A 22,146-nucleotide genomic window follows, 5' to 3' on the forward strand; every position below is an offset into this window, starting at 1 on the left:
CCCTTAATCCAGTTCAGCGCCGTACACAACGCCAGACAGCCCCTGCTCATCTGCGGTGATTTGCAGACCTTCAGCGGACATAATCTGGAAGTTATAGTTAACGTTCGGGAGCGGGCGAGGCAGAGGAACAACACCAACAGCCATGCCAACCAGCGGGGAGATGACATCCTGACGACGCACGTACGCAATGAACTCGTTGCCGGACAGCGCGAAGGTCATGCGGATTTCTTTCACCGGAGCGAACGGCAGGACCGCATTCAGAACGTTGCCGCTTACAACGCCGTTGACAACGTACGGCTGCGCGAGGTTAGCCCAGATTTCCGGGGATACCCACATCACATCATATGCTGCAACTTTATTAGCGCGGGCCAGCGTACCGAATGCACCTTTACCGAAGAACTCAAACAACTGAGTCATGGTAGCTGTGGTCAGGTCGATATTAACGCCGCCGGTACCAGAGCCAAGATTCAGCTTTTTGGTGTTGCGGTGGTTTTTGATTCCCTGCGCCGGGTAGGATTGCACCTGAATGTTGGTGTCGCCGTTCAGGTAGTAATTGACGCGCTTCTTGTTGAATTTGCGCATCTTCGCCATCTGAGAATCAAGAACCAGGTCGATACCTACCGTATTCAGACCTGCAGCGTGACGCCAGTTCACACCATAACCGGCAGTAAAAACCGGGATCGGGTCACCATCGCTGGCGTATTCGGTGTGGTCGAACGAGAACGGGGCCTGACCATCGATACTTACGGAAACATCATCAGCGATATCGCCGACAACGTCATACAGTTTCGCGGTTTTCCCGACAGAAAGAACTGTCTGGACACCAATCAGGTCGTTAACGATTTCAATGCCGACTTCCTGATCGCGCAGTTGCAGCACCTGACGGTCAATCTCCGCCCAGAAATCGCGAGTGAATCCGCCTGCTGCGTTCACCGCAAGCCATTCTGGCGTCATAGTCGCACGGTTAGCGGCAATCATCGCGTCGTGATGGACGTTCCACATATTGCGGTTAGCCCACAACTCATTCCAGTGACCACCCAGACGGGAATTGGTCGCCAGCGTCTCTTTGGAGAAATACATGTTCAGTTATCCTTTTATTATTCGCCAGCGGCGGCCACGGTGCCAACGCGCATGCGCACACGAATGAAATCGGTTGTGCTCGCAGCGATGGTGTATTCGTCCTGGCTGTAGCCGATTACTGAGTCAGTATCATCGGTTGCCAGGGTGAATTGCCCGTTCGTTCCGAGCTTGACAGGACTGTCTTTTGCGTATGAGCCAGGCGCGCACAGCAATGCCAGTTCGCGCCCCTCTTCCACGTAGTTACCCACGGCAGAGTCACCGGCAGGAACGGCATCAAGAATGCCTAACCCCTGGTGGTATGCGCAGTCAATGATGTACAGGCGTCCAGCAAGTGCTGCGGCCTGTTCAAACTCACCATCCGTATTGATGACTGCTGCGGTTCCCGGAAGGAGCGCGGCTGCCGTCTTGCGGGTTTCGGTCTTGTACAGAGACTGACCGTCGATATTAACGCGACGATAACGTGCCATTATTCAGGCTCCTTATTTGAAATGTTCTTCAGCGGTAGGTGCGCCGGTTTCTTTCTGCTGCTGTGCGGAATTCGTACCCAGCGGAGTGGCTTCACCAAGCGATTTGTACATTGCATCCAGTGCTTCACCTGACAGCGCGTTAGCCACGATTTCGCCGTGCACTTTCGCCACGGCATCACGCTTGGTTTTCTCTTCAGCGCGGGAGTTGGCAGTCAGCGTTTCCGCGAGCTTGTCCTGGTTGACCTGCAAAGCATCAACCTTTTCCGACAGTGGCTTAATTGCCTTTTCGGTATTGGTTGCAACAGCCTCGCTAACCATGCTGCCGATTTGTTCCAGTTCTTCTTTGGTTAAAGGCATGTCGCCCTCCGTATTGTGGTTTGGTGCAGGCTGTTCCTGCAGTGTGAAAAGAGATTTAAATTTGTTGGCAACAACGGCAACCCATGACTCCTGCCGCTGAACTGTGGTTCCGGTGTCGTCAAAGGTGATTTTTCCACCGTCAGTTGAATAGCCGAACACTTCGGCCTTTCCGCCATTGCGTATCACCACCGCCTGAGAATCGGTGAAATCAGCAATCCAGGCGTATTCATCAGAGCCAGGCGCAAATTTTTCTTTGGCCGCACGGTCAAGCCGCTGTTCGCGCTCGCGATATGACTCGCCAATCAGAGCGCCGGAGTTTGCTTTCAGTGGCTGCGCAAGGTCAGCGTTAACCATCAGTCCGACACCCTGCTCCGGGGTAGCGGCTCCGACTTCGTGCAGCAGGATCGCGTCATGGTCCATACTGTGGATTTTCGCCACCCATTCAGCACCGGTAGCGCGTTGCTCTTCGTTTGGCTCTAACTGGTCAAGGAAGGCGGCAACGCTGGTATGGATTGGAGGAACGTCATCGCCTCGCTCAATGGCAGCTACCCGCTCAAGCAGTTCTCGCCCACCTTCTGACTCTTCCGCTTTAGATACGTCGAGCCACTTCTCCAGATAGATGCGATTCCCTGACTTCTTAACATTTCTGTTCCAGGCCCCAATATGACCAGCATTAATGCCTTCAGGGGAGAAAGCTGAAACGAACTCGCCATTAACCTGCGGATGACCTAGCGGTGCCAGAGTTCCTTCCAGTCCCTGATAATGCGCATCAATTTCAGATGCCGGATAGAGTCCGCCATTCATGACAACATTCGCGGGAAGTGTGTAGCTCGGGAGAACAAGATGCTCTCTGCCGTTGTAAGTTTCTCGCCGGATTGACTGGCTGTTTACCTTAGTGGTGATATTTACCTGAATAGGCATGAGTTACCCCTTAGACCAGGCATAACCTCGCGCCTGCATCGTTTTGTATTCCTGTTTGAGCTTTGTGATGGTGTCTGGATAAACCGGTTCGCCTTTGTCATCAACAAGTACAGATTGCTGCGTACATTTGCAGTTAATACTGTTCGCCCCCTGCGCGTACCATTCGCGAACTTCTTCGTTCGTGTACAAGTGAGCATGCCTTGCCGCATGAGTCTGGCGAGTTGTCGGAGACAGAGCGGAAATGTGAAGCAGTCTGGTTTTCAGGCCGTAGAGTTCCTGAGCTTCGTCGTCCTCGTCCCATTTGGCCCGCCGCAGCGCAGTAGTAACCTCAGTGCGCGCTATCCGGTTCGCCCGTCGCTTCTCAATACCTACCTGCTCAGTCAGGTTTCGAGCCACTTCGCGCGGGTTAAGCCCTCGTCCAACACCATCAGTGAGAACGCGTGCCATATCTCGCTTAACTTCAGCGGTTAGCCCCTTCATTTCTTCGAACATTCTGGCGTGCACCAGGGCCATTCGCTGCTTATAAGGCTCGCTGGCGAGGATTGCGGCAAGTGATTCCCGTCCGGCGGCATAGACAGGCGACTGCTGACTCAGGTTGGTAAACGACTGCCCCGTCCCTTTCTCAGCAGCCAGGTCTACATACTCGTAAAACCACAGGTCGTACTCGTCGCCATCAAGCAGCACCTGATCAACCAGATAAATGGCATCGTTCAGGATGATTGAGAGTGTTTGTGGATTTAGCTGGTACTCGTATCTGGCGTTTACTGCGAGTGAGGAAGGGATTCGTTCGAGTGCTGATTTATACGCTTTGCTGATTTTGTTCATCCGCCTGGCGAAATCTTTCATCGCCCGTCGCTCCAGCGCATCGGCTCCTGTGGGGTCCTGATAGTTACGCGGAAGAACCGGCGGCTTCGTCTTCTTCTTCGATGCCATCCTCTTCTCCTAATGGCTCTTCGTCGTCATTCTCGTAACCGGCGGCTGTGCGGATTTCCTCACGACTAAACGCAGGATTTTCACCGCTGCCCTGCATTGTCTGATTAATCTCGCTCATGGTCTTAGCGTTGGTCAGCTTCTCTTCTCCGCTCTGCTCGTTCAGGTCATCCCAGATAACTGTTTTCACGCTGACCGGGTCAATGATGCGAAGGTCGATAAGTTTGTCGCAGAAATCCTCTATCTCGAAAGACAGTTCGACGCGGCGAGACTGACAGCGAGAATTGAAATATTTCTGGTCTTCAGTGCTTGACCGTTCCGCCTGCTGGTTGCCAACAAGAATACGCGTCGGGATATCCACCCCGGCGGCAGCTGTTTGCAGGTTAACGTCATAGGTTGGTGACGGATCAGAAACCGGCGATACCAACGAGGTTACGCTTGCTCCTTGCAGGGAAAGCAGCACGTCGTTGCCGCGGTTCATCTCTCGCGCAGCTTCGTTGAACTTGTCCTGTAGTTCGTCAACGCCAACGCCGTACATTGAAGCTATCTCGCCAAAGTTGATCTCCTTGTCGAAGCTTAAAGCCAACTGGCGCGCCGCGTTCTTCAGGAACGACTCACCGGAACCACCCTCGACTTTTTCCAGACTAACAAAGGCGTTATAGGATGGCTCAAGGAAGCCGATCGCATCATCGGTATAGTCACCAAGGATAAAAACGCGGTCAGGATGGATATTGACGCGGCGGGTCGCACCGTTAGGTAACCTTTCCGTGTACTGCCACGTCTTGGGCTGACCGTAGGTCTTCGAGTTAAGACCTGTGTCCCATTCGCCGACAGTGAGTGAGCCAGCCCATGCAACGGCGATTTTTTCAAGTCCTCGCCCTCTCGTTACCGGAAGATTCCAGTCCTGATTATCGCGAACGTACAGGAGAATTCCGGAATACCTTCCGACCAGGCGGCGGCGGTCAGCGTCAGAAAACGAGCGCCAGAAACGGTTAGTGAATACCTGTTTGGCCTTCCTTTCCCATGCGGTTTCATCTTCGCTTTCGTCGGCGTCGTCACCCTCGATAATTTCCGGATTAGTCTGCCAGCATTTACCAACGAGTTTCTCTACCGCACCGTGAGCTATACCACCCCGGCGATATAGCGAGTACAGGTTTTCATAGGATATTTGTTCAGGGAAGCCGTATTCGCACCACGCGGAGCTACGTTTATTATCAAGTCCCATAGTGGGATTCATCAGCCCCATACGGGCGCGAGCAAGCCTGGCGTCGTTAATCGCATGATTAACTGCCATCTGTAACTGTTTGTTCATGTCGTGTCCGTTTGGTTAGCGTAGGCGTTTCGGAATCATCATCCCCATCGGTTGTGAGCCGCTAAGTTCAGTAAGTGCGTATACCATCGCATCCAGGCGGTCAGGAGACTTTTTAGCGGTCGTGGGGACATACTCCATGAGTTGATTTTCCAGAACGTATAAATTTCCGAGGTTGGCAACGCGCCCTTGCTCATAAAGTGCTGATATAGGTTCAGCCCTGGCGTATTTACCTTTGCTGGCGTGAATACGAATGATGCGCCCTTTAAACCCGGCGTTACGCAGCGTTTCCTCCGCCATGTCGCCACCCTGGTTGGTTTCGATAACTATCGCGTCGGCGTGATGATGTTCATACGCCCATATAGCCTTTTTAGCCCAGCCAGCAGGGGAATACTTGCCGCTGTAATCTCCATCGACAGAGAACTGTTTTTTATCTCCGGCACCATAGGCGCTTGCCGCGACAATCCCCGTCTCATCACTTTCATCACTATTGGTGGCCTGCGGGTCAATCGCTATTACAGTCCGAGTTTTATCGCCGTTGATTTGCAAATCATGCGCCGCATTGATCATCACCTCAGTCCACAGCGCTCCCTCAGCGTTAAACCTTCTGGGCTTTTGCATGTACTGAGCTTCAGCAGTGCGGCGATGCGAGAACAGCGATATGCGGTGCGATTCGTTATGCTTGAACGGCCAGAGCCATCCATCAGGCAGCCCATGGTCAATAGGGATAGCATGAGTATTTTCCGGGTACTGCGCCTCGTATGACTGACTATTATCAATAATCACCGGCAAATTAAGGTGATACCACTTCTCACCACTCCCCCCGCGTAGCAAATAGCCGCTCAGGTCGTGGTAGTGGATGCGCTGCATGATGACAATCATCGGTGTAGTTTCGACGGCAAGTCGTGATTTTATTGTCTCATTGAAACGGTTATTGACGCCGTCGCGGACTACTTCGGAATAAGCATCATCAGGCTTAACCGGGTCATCGATAATCAGTGCGCCCTGCCAGCCTGGCTCCATGTGTCCTGCGCGGAATCCGGTAACCTGTCCTGCAGCCGATGACGCATAGACACCGCCGCCGTGCTCAGTCCACCACATAGCCTTGCTGTCAGCGTCATCACGCAACGTCATGGGCCACATGGACTGGTAAGCATGAGATTTAATCATGCCACGGGCTGTGGAGGAGTTCAGCAGCGCCAGGTTGTGCGAATAGGACAGGTGCATAAAGCGGGCGCGATTGTTTATCGCCAGCCCACGCCCCATCATGTTGATGGTTGCCAGTTCAGTTTTCGTATAACCAGGTGGAACGTTGATGACCAGTCGCGTTATCTCACCATCAATGACGCGATCAAGTGTTTGCTGAATCACTTTATGGTGAGGCGCGACAATCATCTTTCCGCCAGTGCGCTGCTTGAAGAAATAGCGAGCGAAGTACAGCCCGTCCTCTTCACACTCAATCTTACGTGCATAAGTCTTTTGCTCAGCAGTCGTCATCCTCCAACATCTCCCGCCGTGCAGCTTTGTATTCTTCTTTCGTCAGTGTGGCAGTTTCAATCGGTCCGCCTCCGGGCCCGGAATGTTCAAGCTTGTGCTTGTTGCTGTATGCCTCACCGACTTCTTTTGCCGCCTGCTCCAGTAACTGCGCCGTCATGCCAATATTCTTCATGTTTTCGGCGGTCATCGACATTCGCTGCAGGACGCGCAAGCGATAAGCCTTGTTGGCGATCGGTATGTCGGATATTTCGTTGAGGAAGCGGTCGCGGGTGGCATTGAAGAGGTCAACCCACTTTTTCGCCAGCCCCTTGCCGCTTACTTTCGTCGGATCGTGCGATTCGACTTGCTGAGGCGTTACTTTTATCCCGTAATCTTTTTGGATAGCGTCGACAACAATTGACAGGCTGTCATAGCACGCAAGCATTTGAACGATGGCGGCCTTCACCTCTGGTTTTAGTGCAGCCATGAATCACCATCCTTCCAAAGCATTCCAGAATTAAGCCAGTTTCAGCATGCAAGTCCCGCACGCTCTGGCAATGTTAAGGTGTGCAACCTCCGCTGGCCTGTTAGCCGCATCAACCATTTCCTGCACTTCATTACTGGCACCGTAACGCCGGACCACTCCAACAAATTCCTCGACGTCGTGACCACGCAATGTCAGCACCGGCTGTCCAGTATCTCTGTTGAACTTCGGCGCGCCGTAGTCATCGGTAGCCTGGGCGATGTGATAAAGCTCATGTTCAACCAACGCACAGAATTCAAGGTCGCTGCATTGTGAGCAGTAATCGGCTGCCAAAGTGATGACGAACTTCGGAATGCGACCGAACCATTCATACATCTGCTGCTCCATGCGGGATTTCTGCCAGCCGCCAGCGCGCATCATTACCTGCTCACACTGACCCAACACAATGCGGCCGCTTTTGGCGAATGAGCCGGAAGCCCACATGAACGCAACATCAGCATCGAGCAAGTGCGCATGGTCAGGATTATGGATTCGACCGCCCTCGGAGAGGATATGCTGGTTAATCCATTCTCCGATTTCAGTAGCCGGGATAATCCGCGTATACGGCAGCCAGTTTTCGACAGTGAAGTTGACGGGAGGGAATGGTCGGCGGTCTTCAACTTCAGCCATACAGAACATTCCTCTAAAAAGTGAGTATCTCCCGCGTGGGAGTACATAAAACAAATTCTGCTTTATCGAGCCTTCTTAGTGGAAAGCTCTGTAAAACAGACTGAGATTCTTCTGCCACGGCTCCAGTTTGCCGCTATGAGGGTAAACCGCAATGTCCCGCGTAAAACCCGGCATTTACCGTTACTGATTATCCCCACACACTCGCGCAGAGGAGATGCCCGTTGGGCTGCGGTCGTAGTTAATGTGGGGATGCTGCGACGATACGGCGCGTGGTGGTGATAGATGTTGTGAAACTGGCTCTAGGAATACTACACTATTGTGTTATGCAACCTTGCCTTCCATGAGAGCAACCATGTCTGGATCAAGCTGGTCAATGAGGTTTTTCCTGGCCTCTTGAAGTAAAGCCTTGCGACCACCAGAACCCCACCTGCCCATTTTGCTTGCGCACTGGCTTATGTCCTTCGTTTCACCGCCAATAACATAATCCAGCCTGTTTAGTTGGTTGAGGATATCCAGTGATTTGGTCCTGCTCTCAATAAACGTGTTGTATACGTCGATTTCGAACTCTGGCTTGATCCACGCAGCATAACGCACGGCGATCATTTCTACGCCCCACACACTTTGAGAATCACCACCACGGATTACTTTAAGTGATTGATTTTGTTCCAAAGGACTTTTTTGTCCTCTGGCATCAAGCGCCCGGACAAACCGCTTTATCGTACCGCTCCGGATAAACTTGCTTGGCTTCTGAGATTCTGTAGCCTCACCATTTAATACGGCAGCAGCATGAAGGTCATTCAGGCAGTAACGACCGTCTCTGTCTACGCGAACAGATACCCCGTTCACTGTTACGGTTGGATATTGCATCGTCATTTCCTTTTTGGTGATATGAGCCAGTTCCCCAGATATGGACAGCCCAAGAGCGGCACGATGAAAGCCACCGTCCTATCTCTGTCTCATATCCCGAAAAGGGCTCTTGGTTTGATTTGCGCGGGGAGTGCGCAGTGGGTTACTACAGGCCAGCGGTGAACTGGCCGGGGATTTGTTATGCAGTGGCTGTTTCGGTCGCCGCTTCGTTAGTCGTTTCCGTAGTGTCGCCCTTCACGTCATCAATCACGCCTTTCGCAGTGTTGTACAGATCGACAACGGAATCGATGAGCGCGGAGAAATAATCCATGATGTTATCCCACACTTCACCCAGGGCTTCGGCGGCCGCCTGGAGCGTTGCGAGCACCAGCGCTTTTTTGGTCGCGCCAGCAGCCTTCAGGCTGGCATAGGCTTCTTCCACTTTTACGATGGCCGCCTTCATAATTTCCAGCAGTTTTTCGCCGTTTTCATAAACGCTGACAACGCCTGATGCGATAGCGGATACGCCGGTCACGATAGTAGACAGTGTACTAAGAGTAATGCTCATGCTTTTTTGTCCTGTTTCAGTTGATGATGCCGCTGTCGCGCAGCTGCCTGATGCAGGCGGCGGTGTTGTCGCGGAGGATTGAGTTGTAGGTATAGACGCCGATGGTTTTAACCGCCCATTCCTGCTGAGCAGCGATGTAAGTACGCAGTACAGCAACGTCAGTAGTTTTGTCACAGTCTGCACACTCCGGGTAATCTGGCAGTTTCTGAAACGCCTTGTCTTCTTCGCAGTTAACGACCGGCTTTGTCGTTAGCGCGTCGGATTGCGTCGTTAATTGCTGTTGTTCGCTCTGACACGCTGCCAGCATTGCGCACGCGCTCAACGTCAGCAGAATTCTGCTTAGCGGCTTCTGTAGTTTCATCGTCGATGCTCTGTGAAGTGGTTCTGGAGATTTCCGCGCTGGCGCGGGAGGATTCGTTAATGACGGTTTTCTGCTCTTTCTCTGCATCACCTTTTCTGGCACCAAAGAAAGCAGCAATCGCACTAATTATCGCGCTGAGTATCGACCACATCGGGCTTCTCCTGGAGAATGACGCGGCCAATAATTCCGCTCACGAAAATCACGCCAGCGACTGTCGCTTTTACCCATAGAGGGAATTCGTGGCCGAAATACTTCTCAGCCTCAGCCATAGCCAGAGGGGCGGAAGTGGCGAGAATCAGCGCGTGGGTGGAGTAATAACGCCATACTCTTGGCCATGTATCGATGAGAGTCATGCGACTTTCCCTCCGAACTTTTTAAACACAGCAACAAGGTCAGACATTCTGTGTTCGCGCTGGTTATACCCGGCTCCCGGAAAACTGGCCCATATGTTTGAGCATTTCTGAATAGCTACCTCAATTCGTCCGGCCAGCACATCAGCGTATGCTCCCTGCTCTTTAATCAACTGAACAGCCACGGCATCCTGAGATGACGGGGAATAATCCGGGAGATTTAACTGGTCGCGGTAGTGTGGCCAGTATTTACCCAGCAACTGATAGCGCCCGGCGGCCGTCGATTTGAGGCCTTTCCGGTTTACGGTCACAAGAATGTTAGGGTGTGCTGAGTAGTCAGTGAAAATATGGGGGGAGTTGATGCCGTCGACGATGACGTCGTACCCATTATTTTGGGTATAGCGGCTTGTGCTCGTTCCCTCAGCCCACGCAATGACGTCACGGAATGCTTTAATGTTATCTGACATTGTCATGGCCTCCATATCGTCGCTGACATTCGCGCTCTTCGCGCCTGTCCCTTTTGCGCTGGTAGTAGACGTTAACCCCGAACGTGAATACGGCGAGAATAAAGCCACCAAGCGCCAGCCACTCGTTAAGTGACATGCTCCCGGCAATAAATGTTGCCCCTGACGTTGTATACGCAGCGGCAGTGGTAACTTTGTCTGACATTGTTCTCATCTCTCACCTCCGGATTAACGGGGTGCTGTGTTTTTGAAAAGGGATCAGGTCAGTCGGGCGGATTTAACAAAGAAGCACGTCAATGATGATTCCCGCTGACCTGAGAATAAAAAAAGCCAGCGGCGTGCTGGCAATGAGGGTAAGTGCAATCTGGTTCAGGACTCTCGCATATGGGTTTTGATGTGTCGTTCAGCACATCTCCACCCAAGAGTCCTGACCATATTGCAGACATAAAAAAGCCCCACGGAATCCGCAGGGCTTGCCTCATTAAGCCAATATGCCGAATCCAAATATTATCGGCGACCGGGTAAAAAGGACTTCCATTTAATCCACCTTAACAAAGGACGGATTTATAGTGTTAGGTGAATGATATTCTTGTTTTCGTCATTTTGCAAGCAGCAATCGTTACCGTTACTAAATATTGCTGGTAACTTTCGACAACTCTGCATCAGCGTGTGATTCCTCTTTTTCAATCTGAGTGATTAATGACTCATAAAACGGCTTTAAAGACTTATCCCATACACCTGGAGAAATGGCGTCGGTGAACTGGCATATTGCCCGGTAGCATGATGCGGCAGGCAGGCGCTCGTAACCCCTCCCCGAGCACTGCTTGCATGACGAATAAACAGGAACCCCCTGTACTTCTGATTTCTTCCTGTCCAGCGCTATCCCCCTTCCACGGCACTTAACGCAAGCCGTTGATATGACGCCCGCGCCATTGCATTTTTTACAGAGAGACTCTGTTACTTCGACCGCCGTTACCGCTGGAGTTTTTTCTCCGCAGCCAGGATGCTTAACTACCAGTTCCTTTTTTCTCAGCACTCCGCGACCTTTGCAGCAAGGGCAAGTAACGCTGCTCGCCGCCGACCGGCAGTAATCCTGATACGCGAAAGTTGCGAGTGTTTGCACAACTTTGCCTTTAACATTGGTTTCAAGTTTGCGTAAGGCTGCCACCTTGTCGCAATGTTTCATTCCATGCTGCACCAGTAACTGAACTGACTTCCGCTTGTCGTTATCGCTCAGGTTCATCTTGCCGCTGAAAGCACTGAACCCGAGCGGAGCGCGACTTTGTACCATCCCGAACGCTGCCATAACATCGGTACCGGTAAGTGAGTCGGTTGCCGTTGCTCGCGGGGAATCGCTCAGTTGCGGTGACTTTGCGCTGTGAAATTTAACCGTTGCCTCAAGCCTCATTTCTTCTTCCTCCCCGGCGTAATATCCCAGGACTGCACGCCTTTGACGGGCTCAGGTACTGGATGTATTGGTCGGAATCGCTCGATGATGTATCGGAGTAGTGGTTTCATTGACTTATCCCCCGGCAGTGACACCAGACTTCAAACATGCGCTTAACAATCTCCCTTGCGTAGAATCCGTCGCAATCCCTGCTGAGGTCGTATCTGTCGCCATGATTTGTGCGAACGTACCACTCGAATGATTTGTAGAGGTTCATGCTGCCTCCCCCATTCGGATAACTATCCCGTCCTGATACCAGTCTGGTAACGTGAACTCAATTCGCCCTGTTACGCCCTGCTTTCTTAGCTCCTGTAAGCGATTCAGTTCACCTTTCATGTGCTTGTATAGCTCGTCCATCTGCCACGGCTTTAACCGTGCCGGAAGCGCTGCCAGACGTGCCACGCGCTCAATAGTCATCTCGCCGTAGACAATCTCGGCGTGAGCGGTGAACTCGTAGGGGTCTTCTTCCAGTTTGCGGTGGCAACCAATGCAGTGGGCGAAAGCGTTATAGGGATGGTATCGGGTTGATTTGTGTCGTCGTGATTTGAAGTGTGAACAGTGGAGTTTTTGTCGTTCGTGGTGGAACGTTCGTCCGCAGTAATCGCACTGCCAGTCCGTTCGCTCCCTTACAAGCTGGGAGAAAACATCGTCAAACTTATCTCGCTTTAATGCCATGTTTAGCCCTCGCTTTAACGCGCAACCAGCGTTTAGCCAGTAGCGGATATGTTGGGTCGTAGCTCTTTACTTCGGATGCCGTGGGGATCGGCTTGGGTTTGTTTCTGCTGCGTTTGGTGGGTTTGAATATCAAATGGTCGATGATGATTTGAGTTGGGCTTCGTCGATTCATATCACCTCAGAAGAATGACTGTAATCGGTTGAGGATTGCCGGGTCAGTTGCCCCGGCGAATACATGCTTAATGGCGGCGTTTATCAGCGCTGAGTAACACCTTCCGAACTCTTCATCATCCATATTTCCGTAGGCCAGGCTTTTTGCCTCAGTCCTCACTTCACCGTTCAGGCGCACCGTTTGCTCGTAGAAGCCAGCCAGTATCGTCAAGTCCTTGCGGAATCTGTCGAACTGAGAAGACTCGTCCATATGCTCAAGACCGGCGCGATTGCCACACCAGTGAGCAAAACAGAAGTTAAAAAAGGCGAATACCTTGCGGTGAAATTGAGGATTGCGAGTGACTTTGAGTTCTAACGTATACTGACCACCGTTCTGGAGCCTGGTCAGTCGAGGAAGGTCGTGCTCCATCGCTGGTACAAAAACGCCACCGGCATTTTTGACCATTTCAATTTGCAATAACTACCTCCTGCGCGGCTTTGCGTTCTGCGGGGGATTTAGTCATCAGTCGTCATCCTCATCCCAGTCATCCTCATCTTCGTCATCACAGAAGTCCAGTAGCGGATTCATTCGCCGCCCGACCTGGCTGGCGTAACCTTGCCGGCCGAGATTGTGCAGCACGCCGTAGATTTCGAACATTTCAGTACGCTCATCACCAATATCAAGCTCACAGGCCAGCGTGTGGCATTCAGTAGCGAGCGCCGATATCTTCTCAATCAATTCGACCTTATTCACCTTTCACCTCCTCGCTGACTGGGCTGGCATAATACTGAGCCACGCACTCACCGCTAACCCGAAAACGTTCCACGGGTCCATCACCCAGCGCAACACACACTACCGGTTGAGATATACCAGAAACGATTTGATAATCAGCGCTCCAGCTATCATCATGCTCGGCCCATACTTGAGCCGCATCACTTGCGTCATGCGCTTCAAATTCCCGCGCGTCTTCTCGCTCTTCCCCATTTTCGGGGCACCACACCAGATAGGTATTCATGATTTAATCTCCTTAGGGGAGGCTGCGAGCATGGCCTCGTAGATATTCCCGAACTGTACGCAGAATGATTCATCGCTATTGAACAGCACATCATCGCAATTCATGGCAGCAGCAATCATGTCCTCTGTCGGCTCCCTCGGCACCATCACGTAACCATCCGGAATTACCGGATAGTTGCCCAACTTGTTAGCTGTTGCTACAGGTTCAGCCTGGAGCGTGGCGGCGCGGGCTTGCCATACTATCCACGCTACGACCATATCCCATGCCATATACCCACGGTCTCCATTTTTGGCGCGCCGCTGGTCTACCAAATCGCCGAATCGCTTAGCCATAAACGCTTCGAATGCTTCACGTTCATTCCGCGCTACCGGCACTGGCTGCGCATTTCGTCCCTGAACAGCGTCATCGAGTTGTTGCAGGAGAATATCGACCACGGCAGCGGCATTTTGCGGAGTAACCTCTCCGCCCTCGTATTCGTATCCGCTGGCGTTCAGGCGCTCTACAGTCGCAGTTAGTTCAGGCGCTGGCTGCGGTGTGGCGTAGAGATTGTTTATGCCGTCTGGCAGGTCATTAAAATCGAAGGTGCTGCCCGGAATACGTCCCGCGTTTATCCAGTCGTCGCCCTCTACCTCAATGAAAAATACTGGCTTGCTGTTCATTGCGGCCAGCGCCATGCGGGCCAGTTCGCTAGCTTCGCCGCATTGAACGTGGTCGGTTTCGATAATATTGATTAATTCTTCTCTGGTTAATTTGCTGGTCATTTTTATGGCTCCATTGCTACAACTTCACGTCCGCCGAACTCATCCCTGCCGGAAAACTCGGCTGATGCGTCGTATACGTAGGTGACAAAATTGTTGAATTCCCCTTCTCCGTGGTCGTGATCTTTCCAGATAACGACCGCATCAGGTGGCATTTTCCTTAGCTGATTAATCAGTTGCTTTACCGTTGTTTGAGCCATCACTCAGCCTCCACCTTGATGCCAGCCTCTCGGAGCATCTTCTTGACCAAGCGCTTATCAAGCACAGGAACATCTCGCGACAAATCGTCGTGCTCATACCAGATAGTCGGCGGCAGCTTCACGGTGACGGTGCGGGACTCACTATCCAGCGGCGGCAGGTCTGGAGTTGTCACGCCAAACAGCGCCGCCAGTGCGCGATAGTTCTGTTCGCTGTGATAGCGACCTTTGCAGCGGACCAGTTTTTCGGCTGCAGCGCGAATAGCTTCAAGGCCCTCTCTCTCTACGCGAAAGCGCCCAATTGTAAGCATCAAGTCCTGATTCTCTTCGTCTCGCTCTTTGGCGTACTGCTGCGCCTTCTTCAGCGCCTCTACCAGCGCGAGGATGTTGGCAGGGCTGGCGATAGCGACATAATCCCTTGTTGATTTATGGTCTATTTCTGCAATGGGTTCATAAGTACGATAGCCACATTGGGAACTGTAACTACCTTTGCGAATAACGTAAAAGTCACCGCTAATTTTCTTTGCCTGCCAGTCATCAGCCCCTGCTTTATTTGCTGCCGCTTTCAGGCCCTTCGCCAGTTCGGTGATATCAGTTGTCATGCTGGATCCTCCAGACCAATTAGCTCGGCAATCTGTGCCAGCGTGTCTTCGCTTTCACCAACCTGATTATTCATCCAGTCAAACGAAATCAACTTGCCGTCCTCGATAACTCCGATGTTGAAATCGTCGCTTTCACGCAGCTTAAATCCGTGCCTGATAGCCTCATCGCGTTTATCAAATTTTACGCAGTCAGAGGTGTATTCAATGCCTCCGCCAGTTTCGTTACACCACAGGTATTGCAGAATCACTATGTATGACTTGCTCATTTGTCGGCCCCCTCTCGCAGCAAACGCGCTACTTCCGCGCAAATATTTGGCGCGTCGGTAAAATCGTCATCATCAGAGGTCGCCAGTGCCCTAACGCAGTCCTCTGCGCCTTCAGCCTTAATCCCGGCTACGATGCGATCGGTGGCGGGGGTTTCGTCCTCTCCCTCTAGCCATTTGTTGTAGTGATAGTCAAACATTCCTGTCGGATGCCCGCACCCGCCAAGTTTATGATTTTTCATCAAATCACCACACATGCAGTAATCGTTATCTGCATTTCTTATGATATCTATTAACTGCTGCTTTCGGATTGACAGTCTGGCATTCTCCGCAGCCAGCGCTACATACCCTTTCGCCAGCTTCAGGAACTTTTCTTCTCTGATTGACAACTCACCTGCGCTTTCAAGCGAGGCAATTAACTCGTTTACTTGTTCTGTGTTCATGTTCTCTTACCCTCAGTTATGAAAAAGGCCCGCATTTGCGAGCCTGTTAATTTGCTTTCTGTTCAGCGATGGTAAATTTCATCTCTTCGAGTTTCTTTCGCTGCTTGTCTATTGATTCCAATCTCGCCAGTCGCCTACGTTCGCAATCTGCAATCGCCTCATCTTCAGTCATCCAAAAGTCATTACCGTGAGCGGTTTGCTGGTATCCATTTATCTTCCATGAAGCCATAGCGCCGTTAAATGAAACGTCAGCCTCAACGGCGAATGGTCCTTTTGTTAGTGCATATTTTGTTACGAACACTTTTGTCATAATTTCCTCCGCACATAAAAAAGGCCGCTCAGTGTTACCAGCAGCCCGTAGACTAATTCAGCGATGTAGATTTGCGTCACGATTATTTACCTCCAACAATTAGGTACATCGCTGCAAGCATTAGAATCGACGCTATCAGCATTTTGTTGTGCGCCCTCCAGGTGCCAAGCTCATCCCACAAAACGGCAGCGAAAGCTCCAGCGATACACAAACCGGTTATAACTCCAGTTAACATGTCAGCCTCCTTTGACCTTAAAGCCAGCGGAGCGGATGGCTTCAACACAGTAATCAATTCCGCAGTTATGGCCTGTATCAAAATCATCTTCTGCGAAAACTTTGTCAGGCAAATCTATCTCCACGTTACGACTGGCCTGCCATGCGAGAAACATATTGGCTTTAATGCGGTTGAACATAATCCCTCCTTTAATTCGGGATAACTCTTCGTCATAACGTTCTGACTCCCACCACGATTCAAACTGATCTCTGCTTGTCATCCCATCCTCCCGTATACTGCCCTGACCTCTGCCAGTTTCTGATTAAACATGTGCGTTAGTGGATTGCTGCACCCGTAGCGCGGGGTGAATTCAGGCCCTTCAACTTCTGGTGGCACTTCTTCGATAATTTCTACCCATGAAGAAACGGTGTAGGTGTATTTACCGAGCGGGCCATGTCGTTTTACCCGTGTATCGTCAGCCATCTTTTTCAAAGCTGAAACAACCGCGCTTCTGGCAATGCCCGTATCGCGTGTTATGTCAGTTGATTTGCAGTTGGGATGGCTTGATATGTAGTTGATAATGCGTTGACGGTCGGAAATTTTCTTCATCTTAAAATCCCCCTTTGTTTTTCGGTTTTTGTTCCCGTTCTCGGCGTTTCATTTCGGCCTGCATCTGGTCGCAGTCGTATATCGCACCATTGCGCTGCTCGCAGAAGACAACCCCACCTGAGCCATGCCGGTTTAGTCTGAGTAGCAATTCGGTATCGCCTTGCGGGTAGTTCTCGTCATAGGCTCCTTCTCGATAGATACCCATCCAGTAATCGCAGTCCTGCTCAATCTGGCCCGTATCACGGGAGTCGCTTGGTAGCGGGCGTTTGTTAACTCGCTTTTCCAGATCTCGGTTAAGTTGGGTAAGCAGGACAACAACGCAATCCAGCTCTTTCGCGAGGTTCTTTAGCCCTTTGGTGATAAGCCCGTACGCAAGGTCATTCCGGTCAGCTTTTTCTGCCGTCATGAGTGTCAGGTAGTCGACCAGTACCATACCTACGTTGCCGCGCTCACGCTTAATGCGGCGGGATTCAGCGACAATGTGAGACAGGCTTGCGCCCGGTGTGTCGTCAATGTAGAGATTCTGGCTCTCTACCATTTCAGCGAGACGGGCGTTTGCGATTGCGAATTCCTCATCCCGACACGCGCCACGGTAAAAAATATCCGTATTAACGCCTGATGCCTGCCCGATCATTCGCTCAAGGATCTGCTTGTCTGGCATTTCCAGGCTAAACATGATGGCCGGTAGTTTTTCGTTGATAGCGCAGTTAATTGCTAACTGGCTGTAACAGGTTGTCTTACCCATTTTTGGCCTTGCGCCAATGACGAACAGAGAGCCTCTCACCAGCCCTTTTGGCTCCAGCATCTCATCAAACGATTTAATGCCGGTTGAAAGTCCTCTTGAGCGTTGACTTGGATCGAAGCGTTTTTCAACCTCAGCCACCCAATCATCGGCAACCTCTGCCAGCGTTCTTGCGCCACGGCGACTACCGGTCTTTGAATGATCTGTTAGCTGGGTGAAAATACTCTGAATGGCTTCGTACTTCTCAACGGCGCTCATGCCGTTTCTGGCATAGAGCAACTCTGTCGCCTCGGTCAGACGCTGGATACCGTAGCGCTCCATTGCAGACTCGCGAACTGACATGGCGTAAGCCACGATGTTGGCGGCGCTGGGGGTGTTCTTTGCAATCTGGCCGATATAGGCGAAACCGCCAATCTGTTCAATAAGCCCTTTGCTTTCCAGAGAGTCAAAAAGTGTAAGGCCATCTACAGGCTTGTTATCCCGGTACATCTGCCGTATTTCGGCAAAAATTATTTGGTGAACTCTGCTGTAAAACGATTCTGGTTTGAGCATTGACAGAACCTTTTGCACCCTCTCGCTGTTATCGTCATCCAGTAAGAGGCCACCGATAACACTCTGCTCAGCATCGATGTTGTGAGGCAGCGTAATAATCTCATCGGTCATCGTGCTCGCCCTCCCTGACTTTGAGATACGTGTTGTCATTCAGCAGGAAGTCGAACCCCTTCTTGTGCCAGACGGTACCGCGCTGATGGTTTGGCCTCTCCTCGAACATCCAGCGACAGTTTGTCGCTACATAGCTCAGATAAGATTTCCAGTCTTCCAGGGTGAATCCATGTCCGTCAAGTTGACGTGTTATAACTCCAGCTTTCCGCCAGAACGTCTGTATCTGGTTTTTACGTTTGTCATTCAGAGCCCGAATCTTTGGCGCTTCAGGGAGTATTTCATGGTAAACCTCCACGACTTGCTGGCAACTGATTGAAGGTTTTTTCTTCTCAGGTTTTGAGCCTGCTAATGCACTCTCTAATACGTCAGTATTAGAGATATTATTTATATTATTATTGTTTATGGACAATCGTTGGACATCCGTTGGACAATCACCTCTGAGAGCACTGTTATTACTGGTGTTTGCGTTGGACAATCGTTGGACATCCGTTGGACAATTTGGAGCCTGAAAATCATCATATTTCAGGACAGTTATCAGGCTAAATTTCCTCCCTTTTGACTCCACCCGAATCATTCCCTGACCTTCGAAAGAACGAAGCAAACTCTTTACTTTGTTATCAGGAATGAACGTCTCGCTTACCAGTTTTGGGCGGCCTGTTATTAATTGACCGCGCTCAACCATCATGTCGCCAATATCGGTATTGACGACCGCCGGAGAGTGGTTAGCCTTCAGTATCAGGTGCAGGAAGAGGTGTACCGCCTGAGAGTCCTTGTATAGCTTGCTATCCATGAACTGACGGTGGATCAAGGCAAACCCCTTACCGCTATTTGTATGCGGCTGTTGCTGCCGTCTGGATTCCCGTGCAACGGCAAGGTTTGTTACGTTACTCATGACCTTTCCCCTTCAGAAGCTTTTTCCATTTTTCTAACTCATCCCGAAGTCGACAAGGCTGCCGGAAATCTGAAAGGTAGCGATCACGCAGTATGTGTTTGTGTACTTTGTCCTGGTCAGGACTGAGTTTTTTCATGTATAATTACCTCTTACAGATGTGTTTTATTCTTACCTTCACGCCTCGAACGAGTTCCCGCTCGCCGGGGCGTTTTCTTTGTCGGTGATTTCCAGTTGCAACTTTGCGAACTCCATTGCGACGGTCATCAGCCAGCGATACTGATCTATCGGTAACTTCCGCTCCCCTTTAAGCACAAAATCCTCTACGCCACTTGCGGCAAGCTGATCCATGATTTCCGGGTATTTCTCCGTTCTGCGCATCACTGTTGAATCGTGAACGCCGAGCAGTTTTGCGACAGACGTTTGTTTTGTTTTGACCAGCGCCTGATGTGCTGCTGAAAGCAGATGGCGACTGATGAATGAATTGCGTTTTTTTGCGTGTTCCATTTAGTAAAATCCTGATGTTGAATAAATAGTTAGTTGAGGCGCATTCAGTAATGCGTCTTAGTTTTGGTTCCGTCAGCTTCTGACGGCTGGATTGTTAAAGAGCGGTGTTGCTTAGCTTGCTTGTAATAACTGAGCCAGATCTGGCCTTACTTCCTGTGGCTTAATTTTTCCGCCAGTAGCGTTAACAATGGCGGCGACATGTTTTACATCGATACCGCCGCCATGAAGCCAGCGCCAGACTGTCGGTTGTGCAACTCCGCACAAGTCAGCCAGTTTTTTTTGGCTACCAGCGATACTTACTGCTCGCTGAATCACTTTGTTAGTCATATCCAATCCTTTTAGGTATTGTTCAGGTGCAATAATAGCAATACGTATTAATATTGGCAATAGCAAAACGTGTTTTGACCATCAATACGCAAGCGTATAAATTAAAAATTATGAAAAAAGAAACTCTTGCAGATCGATTGAATCAGGCAATGGCATTGCGAAACATGTCTCAGGGCGCTCTTGCAAAAGCGTCAGGGGTGGCCCAACCCACGATATGGCGTCTTACAAGCGGCAATGCTCACGGCTCTACAAAAATTGTCGAAATTGCCAATGCTTTAGGGGTGAGATCAGAGTGGTTATCAACTGGTGTCGGGCCAATGGCAACTGATGATGTCGCCCCTGCGCCTCAGACCAGTAGCAACAGTTACCGGATTGACGTTCTTGATCTGACGGTAAGCGCTGGACCGGGCGTAATTAATCAGGAATTCGTTGAAATTTTGCATTCCGTTGAGTATGCGCCAGATGAAGCGCGTCATATGTTTGATGGGAGAAAGGCAGAGAACATCAGGATTATCAACGTCCGGGGAGACAGCATGTCAGGCACTATTGAGCCTGGAGATCTGCTATTTGTCGACATCAGCGTTAAGAGCTTCGACGGTGACGGTATTTACGCCTTCCTGTACGACGAAACGGCGCACGTTAAGCGTCTGCAGAAGATGAAAGACAAGCTGCTGGTTATCTCGGATAACAAGATTTATACGCCATGGGACCCTATCGAGAAAGACGAGATGAACCGGGTTTTCGTGTTCGGAAAGGTGATCGGCAGCATGCCGCAGACATACAGGAAGCATGGGTAGCCAAGTGGCCTGATGAGGTGTTTGGGTGATTTCATACAGCATAAGGAAAGTTTATGGAACAGGAAGAATTTCAGCAATTACCCTCTCCATTCGCTAAATGGAAAGGGAAAATCAATCTTGGCGGAGAGGATATTGATTGCTATGTACTGGACACTGGCGAGCGCGTCATTGCCCTGCGAGCTACTGTAAAAGCGATAGCAGAAGTTGAATCCAGTGCGCTGGCGGATTACATTGGCGCAAAAGCAATAAAACCCTTTATAGACAGCAACTTAATCCTGGCGGAACTTATTGAATTTTCCATCCCTGGAACGCAATTCAAGAGTCAGGGATTAAAAACTGAGCACTTCGAATTAATTTGCAGGGGATACGTTCAGGCGCTATATCAAAATGCCCAGCTAACCGATCGACAGCGACAAATAGCCATCAAGTGCGCAGTTCTTACAGCGGGTCTCACAAGAACTGGTCTTGATGCACTTATCGATGAGGCGACCGGGTATCAATATGAACGTGCAGAGGATGCTCTTCAGGTAAAACTACGAGCATTTATCGCAGAAGAGCTAAGGGCGTGGGAAAAAACATTCCCCGATGAGTTGTGGGAAGAATTCGGCAGACTTACTGGATGGAGCACCCCACTACAGTCACGCCCGAAGTGGTGGGGAAAGCTAGTAATAGAGCTCATCTATGACACACTCGATGAAGATGTAGCTAAGTATCTGAAAGAAAACAAGCCGGCAGCAGGTGTTCATTGGCACAGGCAGCTAACTGAGAACCTAGGAGTGAGGCAGTTGGTGTCGCGCTGTTGGGAGGTTATAGGCGTAGCCAAGACGTGCGACACGATGCACGAGCTTAGGAGTCGAGTTGCCCATCATTATGGGAAGAAACCAGTACAGATGACAATGTATCTACCAGCAAATGAAAGCGAGTAATTTCCACCCGGCCACCGCGCCGGGTTTTTATTGCCCCTTCCTTACGAATTCCGCCGAATCTCTCAACAACCCTTTGTGAATGACGTTGCCTACGCTGCGTCGTTTAGCCTCCAGCTTGTCTACTATGGCGTCACGGTCAATCACCACACCCTCAATGATTAGCTCCACCACGGCCCCGCCGATTTCGCCAGCGATGAAAGCTGCGCGGTCTTCAAGTAGTTCATCTCGCCCCATATCCATACCCAGCCCCATATCTGTGCCCTCTTTGGTGTTTTTTCGAGCATATCATGACGCGTTTACAAAAATAAATTCCTTTAGTTATCAATAAA

General features: G+C 50.8%; 37 protein-coding genes and 1 pseudogene. 3 read left to right on the forward strand and 35 right to left on the reverse strand.

Annotation, left to right across the window (positions count from 1 at the left end):
• Positions 1-3 precede the first annotated feature (3 nt).
• The 34 genes from FN037_RS00150 to FN037_RS00310 form a co-directional block, all read right to left on the reverse strand.
• Positions 4-1,080, reverse strand: coding sequence for a major capsid protein (locus tag FN037_RS00150; protein ID WP_142501273.1), 1,077 nt, complete (start codon positions 1,078-1,080; stop codon positions 4-6).
• 17 nt (positions 1,081-1,097) lie between these two features.
• Entirely contained in the window at positions 1,098-1,547 is a 450-nt protein-coding gene (locus FN037_RS00155; RefSeq protein ID WP_142501274.1) for a hypothetical protein, read from the reverse strand.
• A gap of 12 nt (positions 1,548-1,559) precedes the next feature.
• Positions 1,560-2,825: a hypothetical protein gene (locus FN037_RS00160; RefSeq protein WP_142501275.1), complete on the reverse strand. Its 1,266-nt coding sequence runs from the start codon at positions 2,823-2,825 to the stop codon at positions 1,560-1,562.
• A gap of 3 nt (positions 2,826-2,828) precedes the next feature.
• A complete protein-coding gene (locus FN037_RS00165; RefSeq protein ID WP_142501276.1) occupies positions 2,829-3,758 on the reverse strand; it encodes a phage minor head protein in 930 nt (309 codons plus the stop codon).
• On the reverse strand, positions 3,715-5,067 hold the full coding sequence (locus FN037_RS00170; protein WP_142501277.1) for an anti-CBASS protein Acb1 family protein: 1,353 nt from the start codon (positions 5,065-5,067) through the stop codon (positions 3,715-3,717). Before FN037_RS00170 ends, FN037_RS00165 begins: the two co-directional genes overlap by 44 nt.
• A 15-nt stretch (positions 5,068-5,082) precedes the next feature.
• Positions 5,083-6,561, reverse strand: a complete 1,479-nt coding sequence (locus tag FN037_RS00175) for a DNA-packaging protein (RefSeq protein WP_142501278.1) — start codon at positions 6,559-6,561, stop codon at positions 5,083-5,085.
• Positions 6,548-7,027, reverse strand: a complete 480-nt coding sequence (locus FN037_RS00180; RefSeq protein WP_142501279.1) for a DUF2280 domain-containing protein — start codon at positions 7,025-7,027, stop codon at positions 6,548-6,550. Before FN037_RS00180 ends, FN037_RS00175 begins: the two co-directional genes overlap by 14 nt.
• A gap of 30 nt (positions 7,028-7,057) precedes the next feature.
• A complete protein-coding gene (locus tag FN037_RS00185; protein ID WP_142501280.1) occupies positions 7,058-7,693 on the reverse strand; it encodes a putative metallopeptidase in 636 nt (211 codons plus the stop codon).
• Positions 7,694-8,014: 321 nt separating this feature from the next.
• Complete coding sequence (locus tag FN037_RS00190) at positions 8,015-8,560, reverse strand: KilA-N domain-containing protein (RefSeq protein ID WP_142501281.1); 546 nt, start codon at positions 8,558-8,560, stop codon at positions 8,015-8,017.
• Between the two features lie 178 nt (positions 8,561-8,738).
• Complete coding sequence (locus FN037_RS00195) at positions 8,739-9,107, reverse strand: hypothetical protein (RefSeq protein WP_142501282.1); 369 nt, start codon at positions 9,105-9,107, stop codon at positions 8,739-8,741.
• A gap of 16 nt (positions 9,108-9,123) precedes the next feature.
• Positions 9,124-9,468 carry a hypothetical protein gene (locus tag FN037_RS00200; RefSeq protein ID WP_142501283.1) on the reverse strand — a complete coding sequence of 115 codons (345 nt, stop codon included), beginning with the start codon at positions 9,466-9,468 and terminating at the stop codon, positions 9,124-9,126.
• 122 nt (positions 9,469-9,590) lie between these two features.
• A complete protein-coding gene (locus tag FN037_RS00205) occupies positions 9,591-9,821 on the reverse strand; it encodes a hypothetical protein (protein WP_142501284.1) in 231 nt (76 codons plus the stop codon).
• Complete coding sequence (locus FN037_RS00210; RefSeq protein ID WP_142501285.1) at positions 9,818-10,300, reverse strand: glycoside hydrolase family 104 protein; 483 nt, start codon at positions 10,298-10,300, stop codon at positions 9,818-9,820. Before FN037_RS00210 ends, FN037_RS00205 begins: the two co-directional genes overlap by 4 nt.
• Positions 10,275-10,487: a holin gene (locus tag FN037_RS00215; protein WP_142501286.1), complete on the reverse strand. Its 213-nt coding sequence runs from the start codon at positions 10,485-10,487 to the stop codon at positions 10,275-10,277. Before FN037_RS00215 ends, FN037_RS00210 begins: the two co-directional genes overlap by 26 nt.
• A gap of 423 nt (positions 10,488-10,910) precedes the next feature.
• Positions 10,911-11,690: an antitermination protein gene (locus FN037_RS00220; RefSeq protein ID WP_142501287.1), complete on the reverse strand. Its 780-nt coding sequence runs from the start codon at positions 11,688-11,690 to the stop codon at positions 10,911-10,913.
• Positions 11,691-11,796: 106 nt separating this feature from the next.
• Entirely contained in the window at positions 11,797-11,946 is a 150-nt protein-coding gene (locus FN037_RS24445) for a hypothetical protein (protein WP_260607780.1), read from the reverse strand.
• Positions 11,943-12,404 (reverse strand): hypothetical protein, encoded by a 462-nt coding sequence (locus tag FN037_RS00225; RefSeq protein WP_142501288.1) that lies wholly within the window; start codon positions 12,402-12,404, stop codon positions 11,943-11,945. Before FN037_RS00225 ends, FN037_RS24445 begins: the two co-directional genes overlap by 4 nt.
• Entirely contained in the window at positions 12,385-12,576 is a 192-nt protein-coding gene (locus FN037_RS00230) for a NinE family protein (protein WP_142501289.1), read from the reverse strand. The genes FN037_RS00225 and FN037_RS00230 overlap by 20 nt, the downstream gene beginning before the upstream one ends.
• 6 nt (positions 12,577-12,582) lie before the next feature.
• Entirely contained in the window at positions 12,583-13,032 is a 450-nt protein-coding gene (locus FN037_RS00235; protein WP_142501290.1) for a DUF1367 family protein, read from the reverse strand.
• A gap of 45 nt (positions 13,033-13,077) precedes the next feature.
• Entirely contained in the window at positions 13,078-13,308 is a 231-nt protein-coding gene (locus FN037_RS00240) for a hypothetical protein (RefSeq protein ID WP_142501291.1), read from the reverse strand.
• A complete protein-coding gene (locus FN037_RS00245; protein WP_142501292.1) occupies positions 13,301-13,570 on the reverse strand; it encodes a hypothetical protein in 270 nt (89 codons plus the stop codon). Before FN037_RS00245 ends, FN037_RS00240 begins: the two co-directional genes overlap by 8 nt.
• Positions 13,567-14,331, reverse strand: coding sequence for a hypothetical protein (locus FN037_RS24725; protein WP_142501293.1), 765 nt, complete (start codon positions 14,329-14,331; stop codon positions 13,567-13,569). Before FN037_RS24725 ends, FN037_RS00245 begins: the two co-directional genes overlap by 4 nt.
• Positions 14,332-14,333: 2 nt before the next feature.
• Positions 14,334-14,528, reverse strand: a complete 195-nt coding sequence (locus FN037_RS00255; RefSeq protein ID WP_142501294.1) for a hypothetical protein — start codon at positions 14,526-14,528, stop codon at positions 14,334-14,336.
• Positions 14,528-15,127 carry an ead/Ea22-like family protein gene (locus FN037_RS00260; protein WP_142501295.1) on the reverse strand — a complete coding sequence of 200 codons (600 nt, stop codon included), beginning with the start codon at positions 15,125-15,127 and terminating at the stop codon, positions 14,528-14,530. The genes FN037_RS00255 and FN037_RS00260 overlap by 1 nt, the downstream gene beginning before the upstream one ends.
• A complete protein-coding gene (locus FN037_RS00265) occupies positions 15,124-15,393 on the reverse strand; it encodes an antitoxin (protein WP_142501296.1) in 270 nt (89 codons plus the stop codon). Before FN037_RS00265 ends, FN037_RS00260 begins: the two co-directional genes overlap by 4 nt.
• Positions 15,390-15,833 carry a hypothetical protein gene (locus FN037_RS00270; RefSeq protein WP_142501297.1) on the reverse strand — a complete coding sequence of 148 codons (444 nt, stop codon included), beginning with the start codon at positions 15,831-15,833 and terminating at the stop codon, positions 15,390-15,392. Before FN037_RS00270 ends, FN037_RS00265 begins: the two co-directional genes overlap by 4 nt.
• 46 nt (positions 15,834-15,879) lie before the next feature.
• On the reverse strand, positions 15,880-16,143 hold the full coding sequence (locus tag FN037_RS00275) for a hypothetical protein (protein WP_142501298.1): 264 nt from the start codon (positions 16,141-16,143) through the stop codon (positions 15,880-15,882).
• Between the two features lie 236 nt (positions 16,144-16,379).
• Positions 16,380-16,637, reverse strand: a complete 258-nt coding sequence (locus tag FN037_RS00280; protein ID WP_142501299.1) for a hypothetical protein — start codon at positions 16,635-16,637, stop codon at positions 16,380-16,382.
• On the reverse strand, positions 16,634-16,966 hold the full coding sequence (locus tag FN037_RS00285; RefSeq protein ID WP_142501300.1) for a MarR family transcriptional regulator: 333 nt from the start codon (positions 16,964-16,966) through the stop codon (positions 16,634-16,636). The genes FN037_RS00280 and FN037_RS00285 overlap by 4 nt, the downstream gene beginning before the upstream one ends.
• Position 16,967: 1 nt before the next feature.
• Entirely contained in the window at positions 16,968-18,371 is a 1,404-nt protein-coding gene (locus FN037_RS00290; RefSeq protein WP_142501301.1) for a DnaB-like helicase C-terminal domain-containing protein, read from the reverse strand.
• Complete coding sequence (locus tag FN037_RS00295) at positions 18,361-19,263, reverse strand: DNA replication protein (RefSeq protein WP_142501302.1); 903 nt, start codon at positions 19,261-19,263, stop codon at positions 18,361-18,363. The genes FN037_RS00290 and FN037_RS00295 overlap by 11 nt, the downstream gene beginning before the upstream one ends.
• A complete protein-coding gene (locus FN037_RS00300) occupies positions 19,256-19,399 on the reverse strand; it encodes a DUF2740 family protein (protein ID WP_142501303.1) in 144 nt (47 codons plus the stop codon). The genes FN037_RS00295 and FN037_RS00300 overlap by 8 nt, the downstream gene beginning before the upstream one ends.
• Positions 19,400-19,437: 38 nt before the next feature.
• Entirely contained in the window at positions 19,438-19,767 is a 330-nt protein-coding gene (locus FN037_RS00305; protein ID WP_142501304.1) for a hypothetical protein, read from the reverse strand.
• Positions 19,768-19,878: 111 nt separating this feature from the next.
• On the reverse strand, positions 19,879-20,094 hold the full coding sequence (locus FN037_RS00310; protein WP_142501305.1) for a transcriptional regulator: 216 nt from the start codon (positions 20,092-20,094) through the stop codon (positions 19,879-19,881).
• 149 nt (positions 20,095-20,243) lie between these two features.
• Between FN037_RS00310 and FN037_RS24455 the strand changes: the two are divergent.
• The 3 genes and pseudogenes from FN037_RS24455 to FN037_RS00320 form a co-directional block, all read left to right on the forward strand.
• Positions 20,244-20,381: pseudogene (locus FN037_RS24455) on the forward strand (helix-turn-helix domain-containing protein); the annotation flags it as partial.
• Positions 20,382-20,507: 126 nt separating this feature from the next.
• Positions 20,508-20,891, forward strand: coding sequence for a S24 family peptidase (locus FN037_RS24460; protein WP_260607814.1), 384 nt, complete (start codon positions 20,508-20,510; stop codon positions 20,889-20,891).
• Between the two features lie 53 nt (positions 20,892-20,944).
• On the forward strand, positions 20,945-21,817 hold the full coding sequence (locus FN037_RS00320) for a P63C domain-containing protein (RefSeq protein ID WP_129741374.1): 873 nt from the start codon (positions 20,945-20,947) through the stop codon (positions 21,815-21,817).
• Positions 21,818-21,844: 27 nt separating this feature from the next.
• Here FN037_RS00320 and FN037_RS00325 read toward each other — a convergent pair whose 3' ends face one another.
• On the reverse strand, positions 21,845-22,069 hold the full coding sequence (locus tag FN037_RS00325; protein ID WP_142501306.1) for a hypothetical protein: 225 nt from the start codon (positions 22,067-22,069) through the stop codon (positions 21,845-21,847).
• Positions 22,070-22,146 lie beyond the last annotated feature (77 nt).

This window comes from Klebsiella sp. 2680 (assembly GCF_900198535.1).
Lineage (GTDB): Bacteria > Pseudomonadota > Gammaproteobacteria > Enterobacterales > Enterobacteriaceae > Klebsiella > Klebsiella indica.

Excerpts from the sequence above, each read along its gene's own strand:
- FN037_RS00150 (WP_142501273.1), bottom strand. The coding sequence starts at position 1,080 with ATGTATTTCTCCAAAGAGACGCTGGCGACCAATTCCCGTCTGGGTGGT.
- FN037_RS00155 (WP_142501274.1), bottom strand. The coding sequence starts at position 1,547 with ATGGCACGTTATCGTCGCGTTAATATCGACGGTCAGTCTCTGTACAAG.
- FN037_RS00160 (WP_142501275.1), bottom strand. The coding sequence starts at position 2,825 with ATGCCTATTCAGGTAAATATCACCACTAAGGTAAACAGCCAGTCAATC.
- FN037_RS00165 (WP_142501276.1), bottom strand. The coding sequence starts at position 3,758 with ATGGCATCGAAGAAGAAGACGAAGCCGCCGGTTCTTCCGCGTAACTAT.
- FN037_RS00170 (WP_142501277.1), bottom strand. The coding sequence starts at position 5,067 with ATGAACAAACAGTTACAGATGGCAGTTAATCATGCGATTAACGACGCC.
- FN037_RS00175 (WP_142501278.1), bottom strand. The coding sequence starts at position 6,561 with ATGACGACTGCTGAGCAAAAGACTTATGCACGTAAGATTGAGTGTGAA.
- FN037_RS00180 (WP_142501279.1), bottom strand. The coding sequence starts at position 7,027 with ATGGCTGCACTAAAACCAGAGGTGAAGGCCGCCATCGTTCAAATGCTT.
- FN037_RS00185 (WP_142501280.1), bottom strand. The coding sequence starts at position 7,693 with ATGGCTGAAGTTGAAGACCGCCGACCATTCCCTCCCGTCAACTTCACT.
- FN037_RS00190 (WP_142501281.1), bottom strand. The coding sequence starts at position 8,560 with ATGCAATATCCAACCGTAACAGTGAACGGGGTATCTGTTCGCGTAGAC.
- FN037_RS00195 (WP_142501282.1), bottom strand. The coding sequence starts at position 9,107 with ATGAGCATTACTCTTAGTACACTGTCTACTATCGTGACCGGCGTATCC.
- FN037_RS00200 (WP_142501283.1), bottom strand. The coding sequence starts at position 9,468 with ATGAAACTACAGAAGCCGCTAAGCAGAATTCTGCTGACGTTGAGCGCG.
- FN037_RS00205 (WP_142501284.1), bottom strand. The coding sequence starts at position 9,821 with ATGACTCTCATCGATACATGGCCAAGAGTATGGCGTTATTACTCCACC.
- FN037_RS00210 (WP_142501285.1), bottom strand. The coding sequence starts at position 10,300 with ATGGAGGCCATGACAATGTCAGATAACATTAAAGCATTCCGTGACGTC.
- FN037_RS00215 (WP_142501286.1), bottom strand. The coding sequence starts at position 10,487 with ATGTCAGACAAAGTTACCACTGCCGCTGCGTATACAACGTCAGGGGCA.
- FN037_RS00220 (WP_142501287.1), bottom strand. The coding sequence starts at position 11,690 with ATGAGGCTTGAGGCAACGGTTAAATTTCACAGCGCAAAGTCACCGCAA.
- FN037_RS24445 (WP_260607780.1), bottom strand. The coding sequence starts at position 11,946 with ATGAACCTCTACAAATCATTCGAGTGGTACGTTCGCACAAATCATGGC.
- FN037_RS00225 (WP_142501288.1), bottom strand. The coding sequence starts at position 12,404 with ATGGCATTAAAGCGAGATAAGTTTGACGATGTTTTCTCCCAGCTTGTA.
- FN037_RS00230 (WP_142501289.1), bottom strand. The coding sequence starts at position 12,576 with ATGAATCGACGAAGCCCAACTCAAATCATCATCGACCATTTGATATTC.
- FN037_RS00245 (WP_142501292.1), bottom strand. The coding sequence starts at position 13,570 with ATGAATACCTATCTGGTGTGGTGCCCCGAAAATGGGGAAGAGCGAGAA.
- FN037_RS24725 (WP_142501293.1), bottom strand. The coding sequence starts at position 14,331 with ATGACCAGCAAATTAACCAGAGAAGAATTAATCAATATTATCGAAACC.
- FN037_RS00255 (WP_142501294.1), bottom strand. The coding sequence starts at position 14,528 with ATGGCTCAAACAACGGTAAAGCAACTGATTAATCAGCTAAGGAAAATG.
- FN037_RS00260 (WP_142501295.1), bottom strand. The coding sequence starts at position 15,127 with ATGACAACTGATATCACCGAACTGGCGAAGGGCCTGAAAGCGGCAGCA.
- FN037_RS00265 (WP_142501296.1), bottom strand. The coding sequence starts at position 15,393 with ATGAGCAAGTCATACATAGTGATTCTGCAATACCTGTGGTGTAACGAA.
- FN037_RS00270 (WP_142501297.1), bottom strand. The coding sequence starts at position 15,833 with ATGAACACAGAACAAGTAAACGAGTTAATTGCCTCGCTTGAAAGCGCA.
- FN037_RS00275 (WP_142501298.1), bottom strand. The coding sequence starts at position 16,143 with ATGACAAAAGTGTTCGTAACAAAATATGCACTAACAAAAGGACCATTC.
- FN037_RS00280 (WP_142501299.1), bottom strand. The coding sequence starts at position 16,637 with ATGACAAGCAGAGATCAGTTTGAATCGTGGTGGGAGTCAGAACGTTAT.
- FN037_RS00285 (WP_142501300.1), bottom strand. The coding sequence starts at position 16,966 with ATGAAGAAAATTTCCGACCGTCAACGCATTATCAACTACATATCAAGC.
- FN037_RS00290 (WP_142501301.1), bottom strand. The coding sequence starts at position 18,371 with ATGACCGATGAGATTATTACGCTGCCTCACAACATCGATGCTGAGCAG.
- FN037_RS00295 (WP_142501302.1), bottom strand. The coding sequence starts at position 19,263 with ATGAGTAACGTAACAAACCTTGCCGTTGCACGGGAATCCAGACGGCAG.
- FN037_RS00300 (WP_142501303.1), bottom strand. The coding sequence starts at position 19,399 with ATGAAAAAACTCAGTCCTGACCAGGACAAAGTACACAAACACATACTG.
- FN037_RS00305 (WP_142501304.1), bottom strand. The coding sequence starts at position 19,767 with ATGGAACACGCAAAAAAACGCAATTCATTCATCAGTCGCCATCTGCTT.
- FN037_RS00310 (WP_142501305.1), bottom strand. The coding sequence starts at position 20,094 with ATGACTAACAAAGTGATTCAGCGAGCAGTAAGTATCGCTGGTAGCCAA.
- FN037_RS00320 (WP_129741374.1), top strand. The coding sequence starts at position 20,945 with ATGGAACAGGAAGAATTTCAGCAATTACCCTCTCCATTCGCTAAATGG.
- FN037_RS00325 (WP_142501306.1), bottom strand. The coding sequence starts at position 22,069 with ATGGGGCTGGGTATGGATATGGGGCGAGATGAACTACTTGAAGACCGC.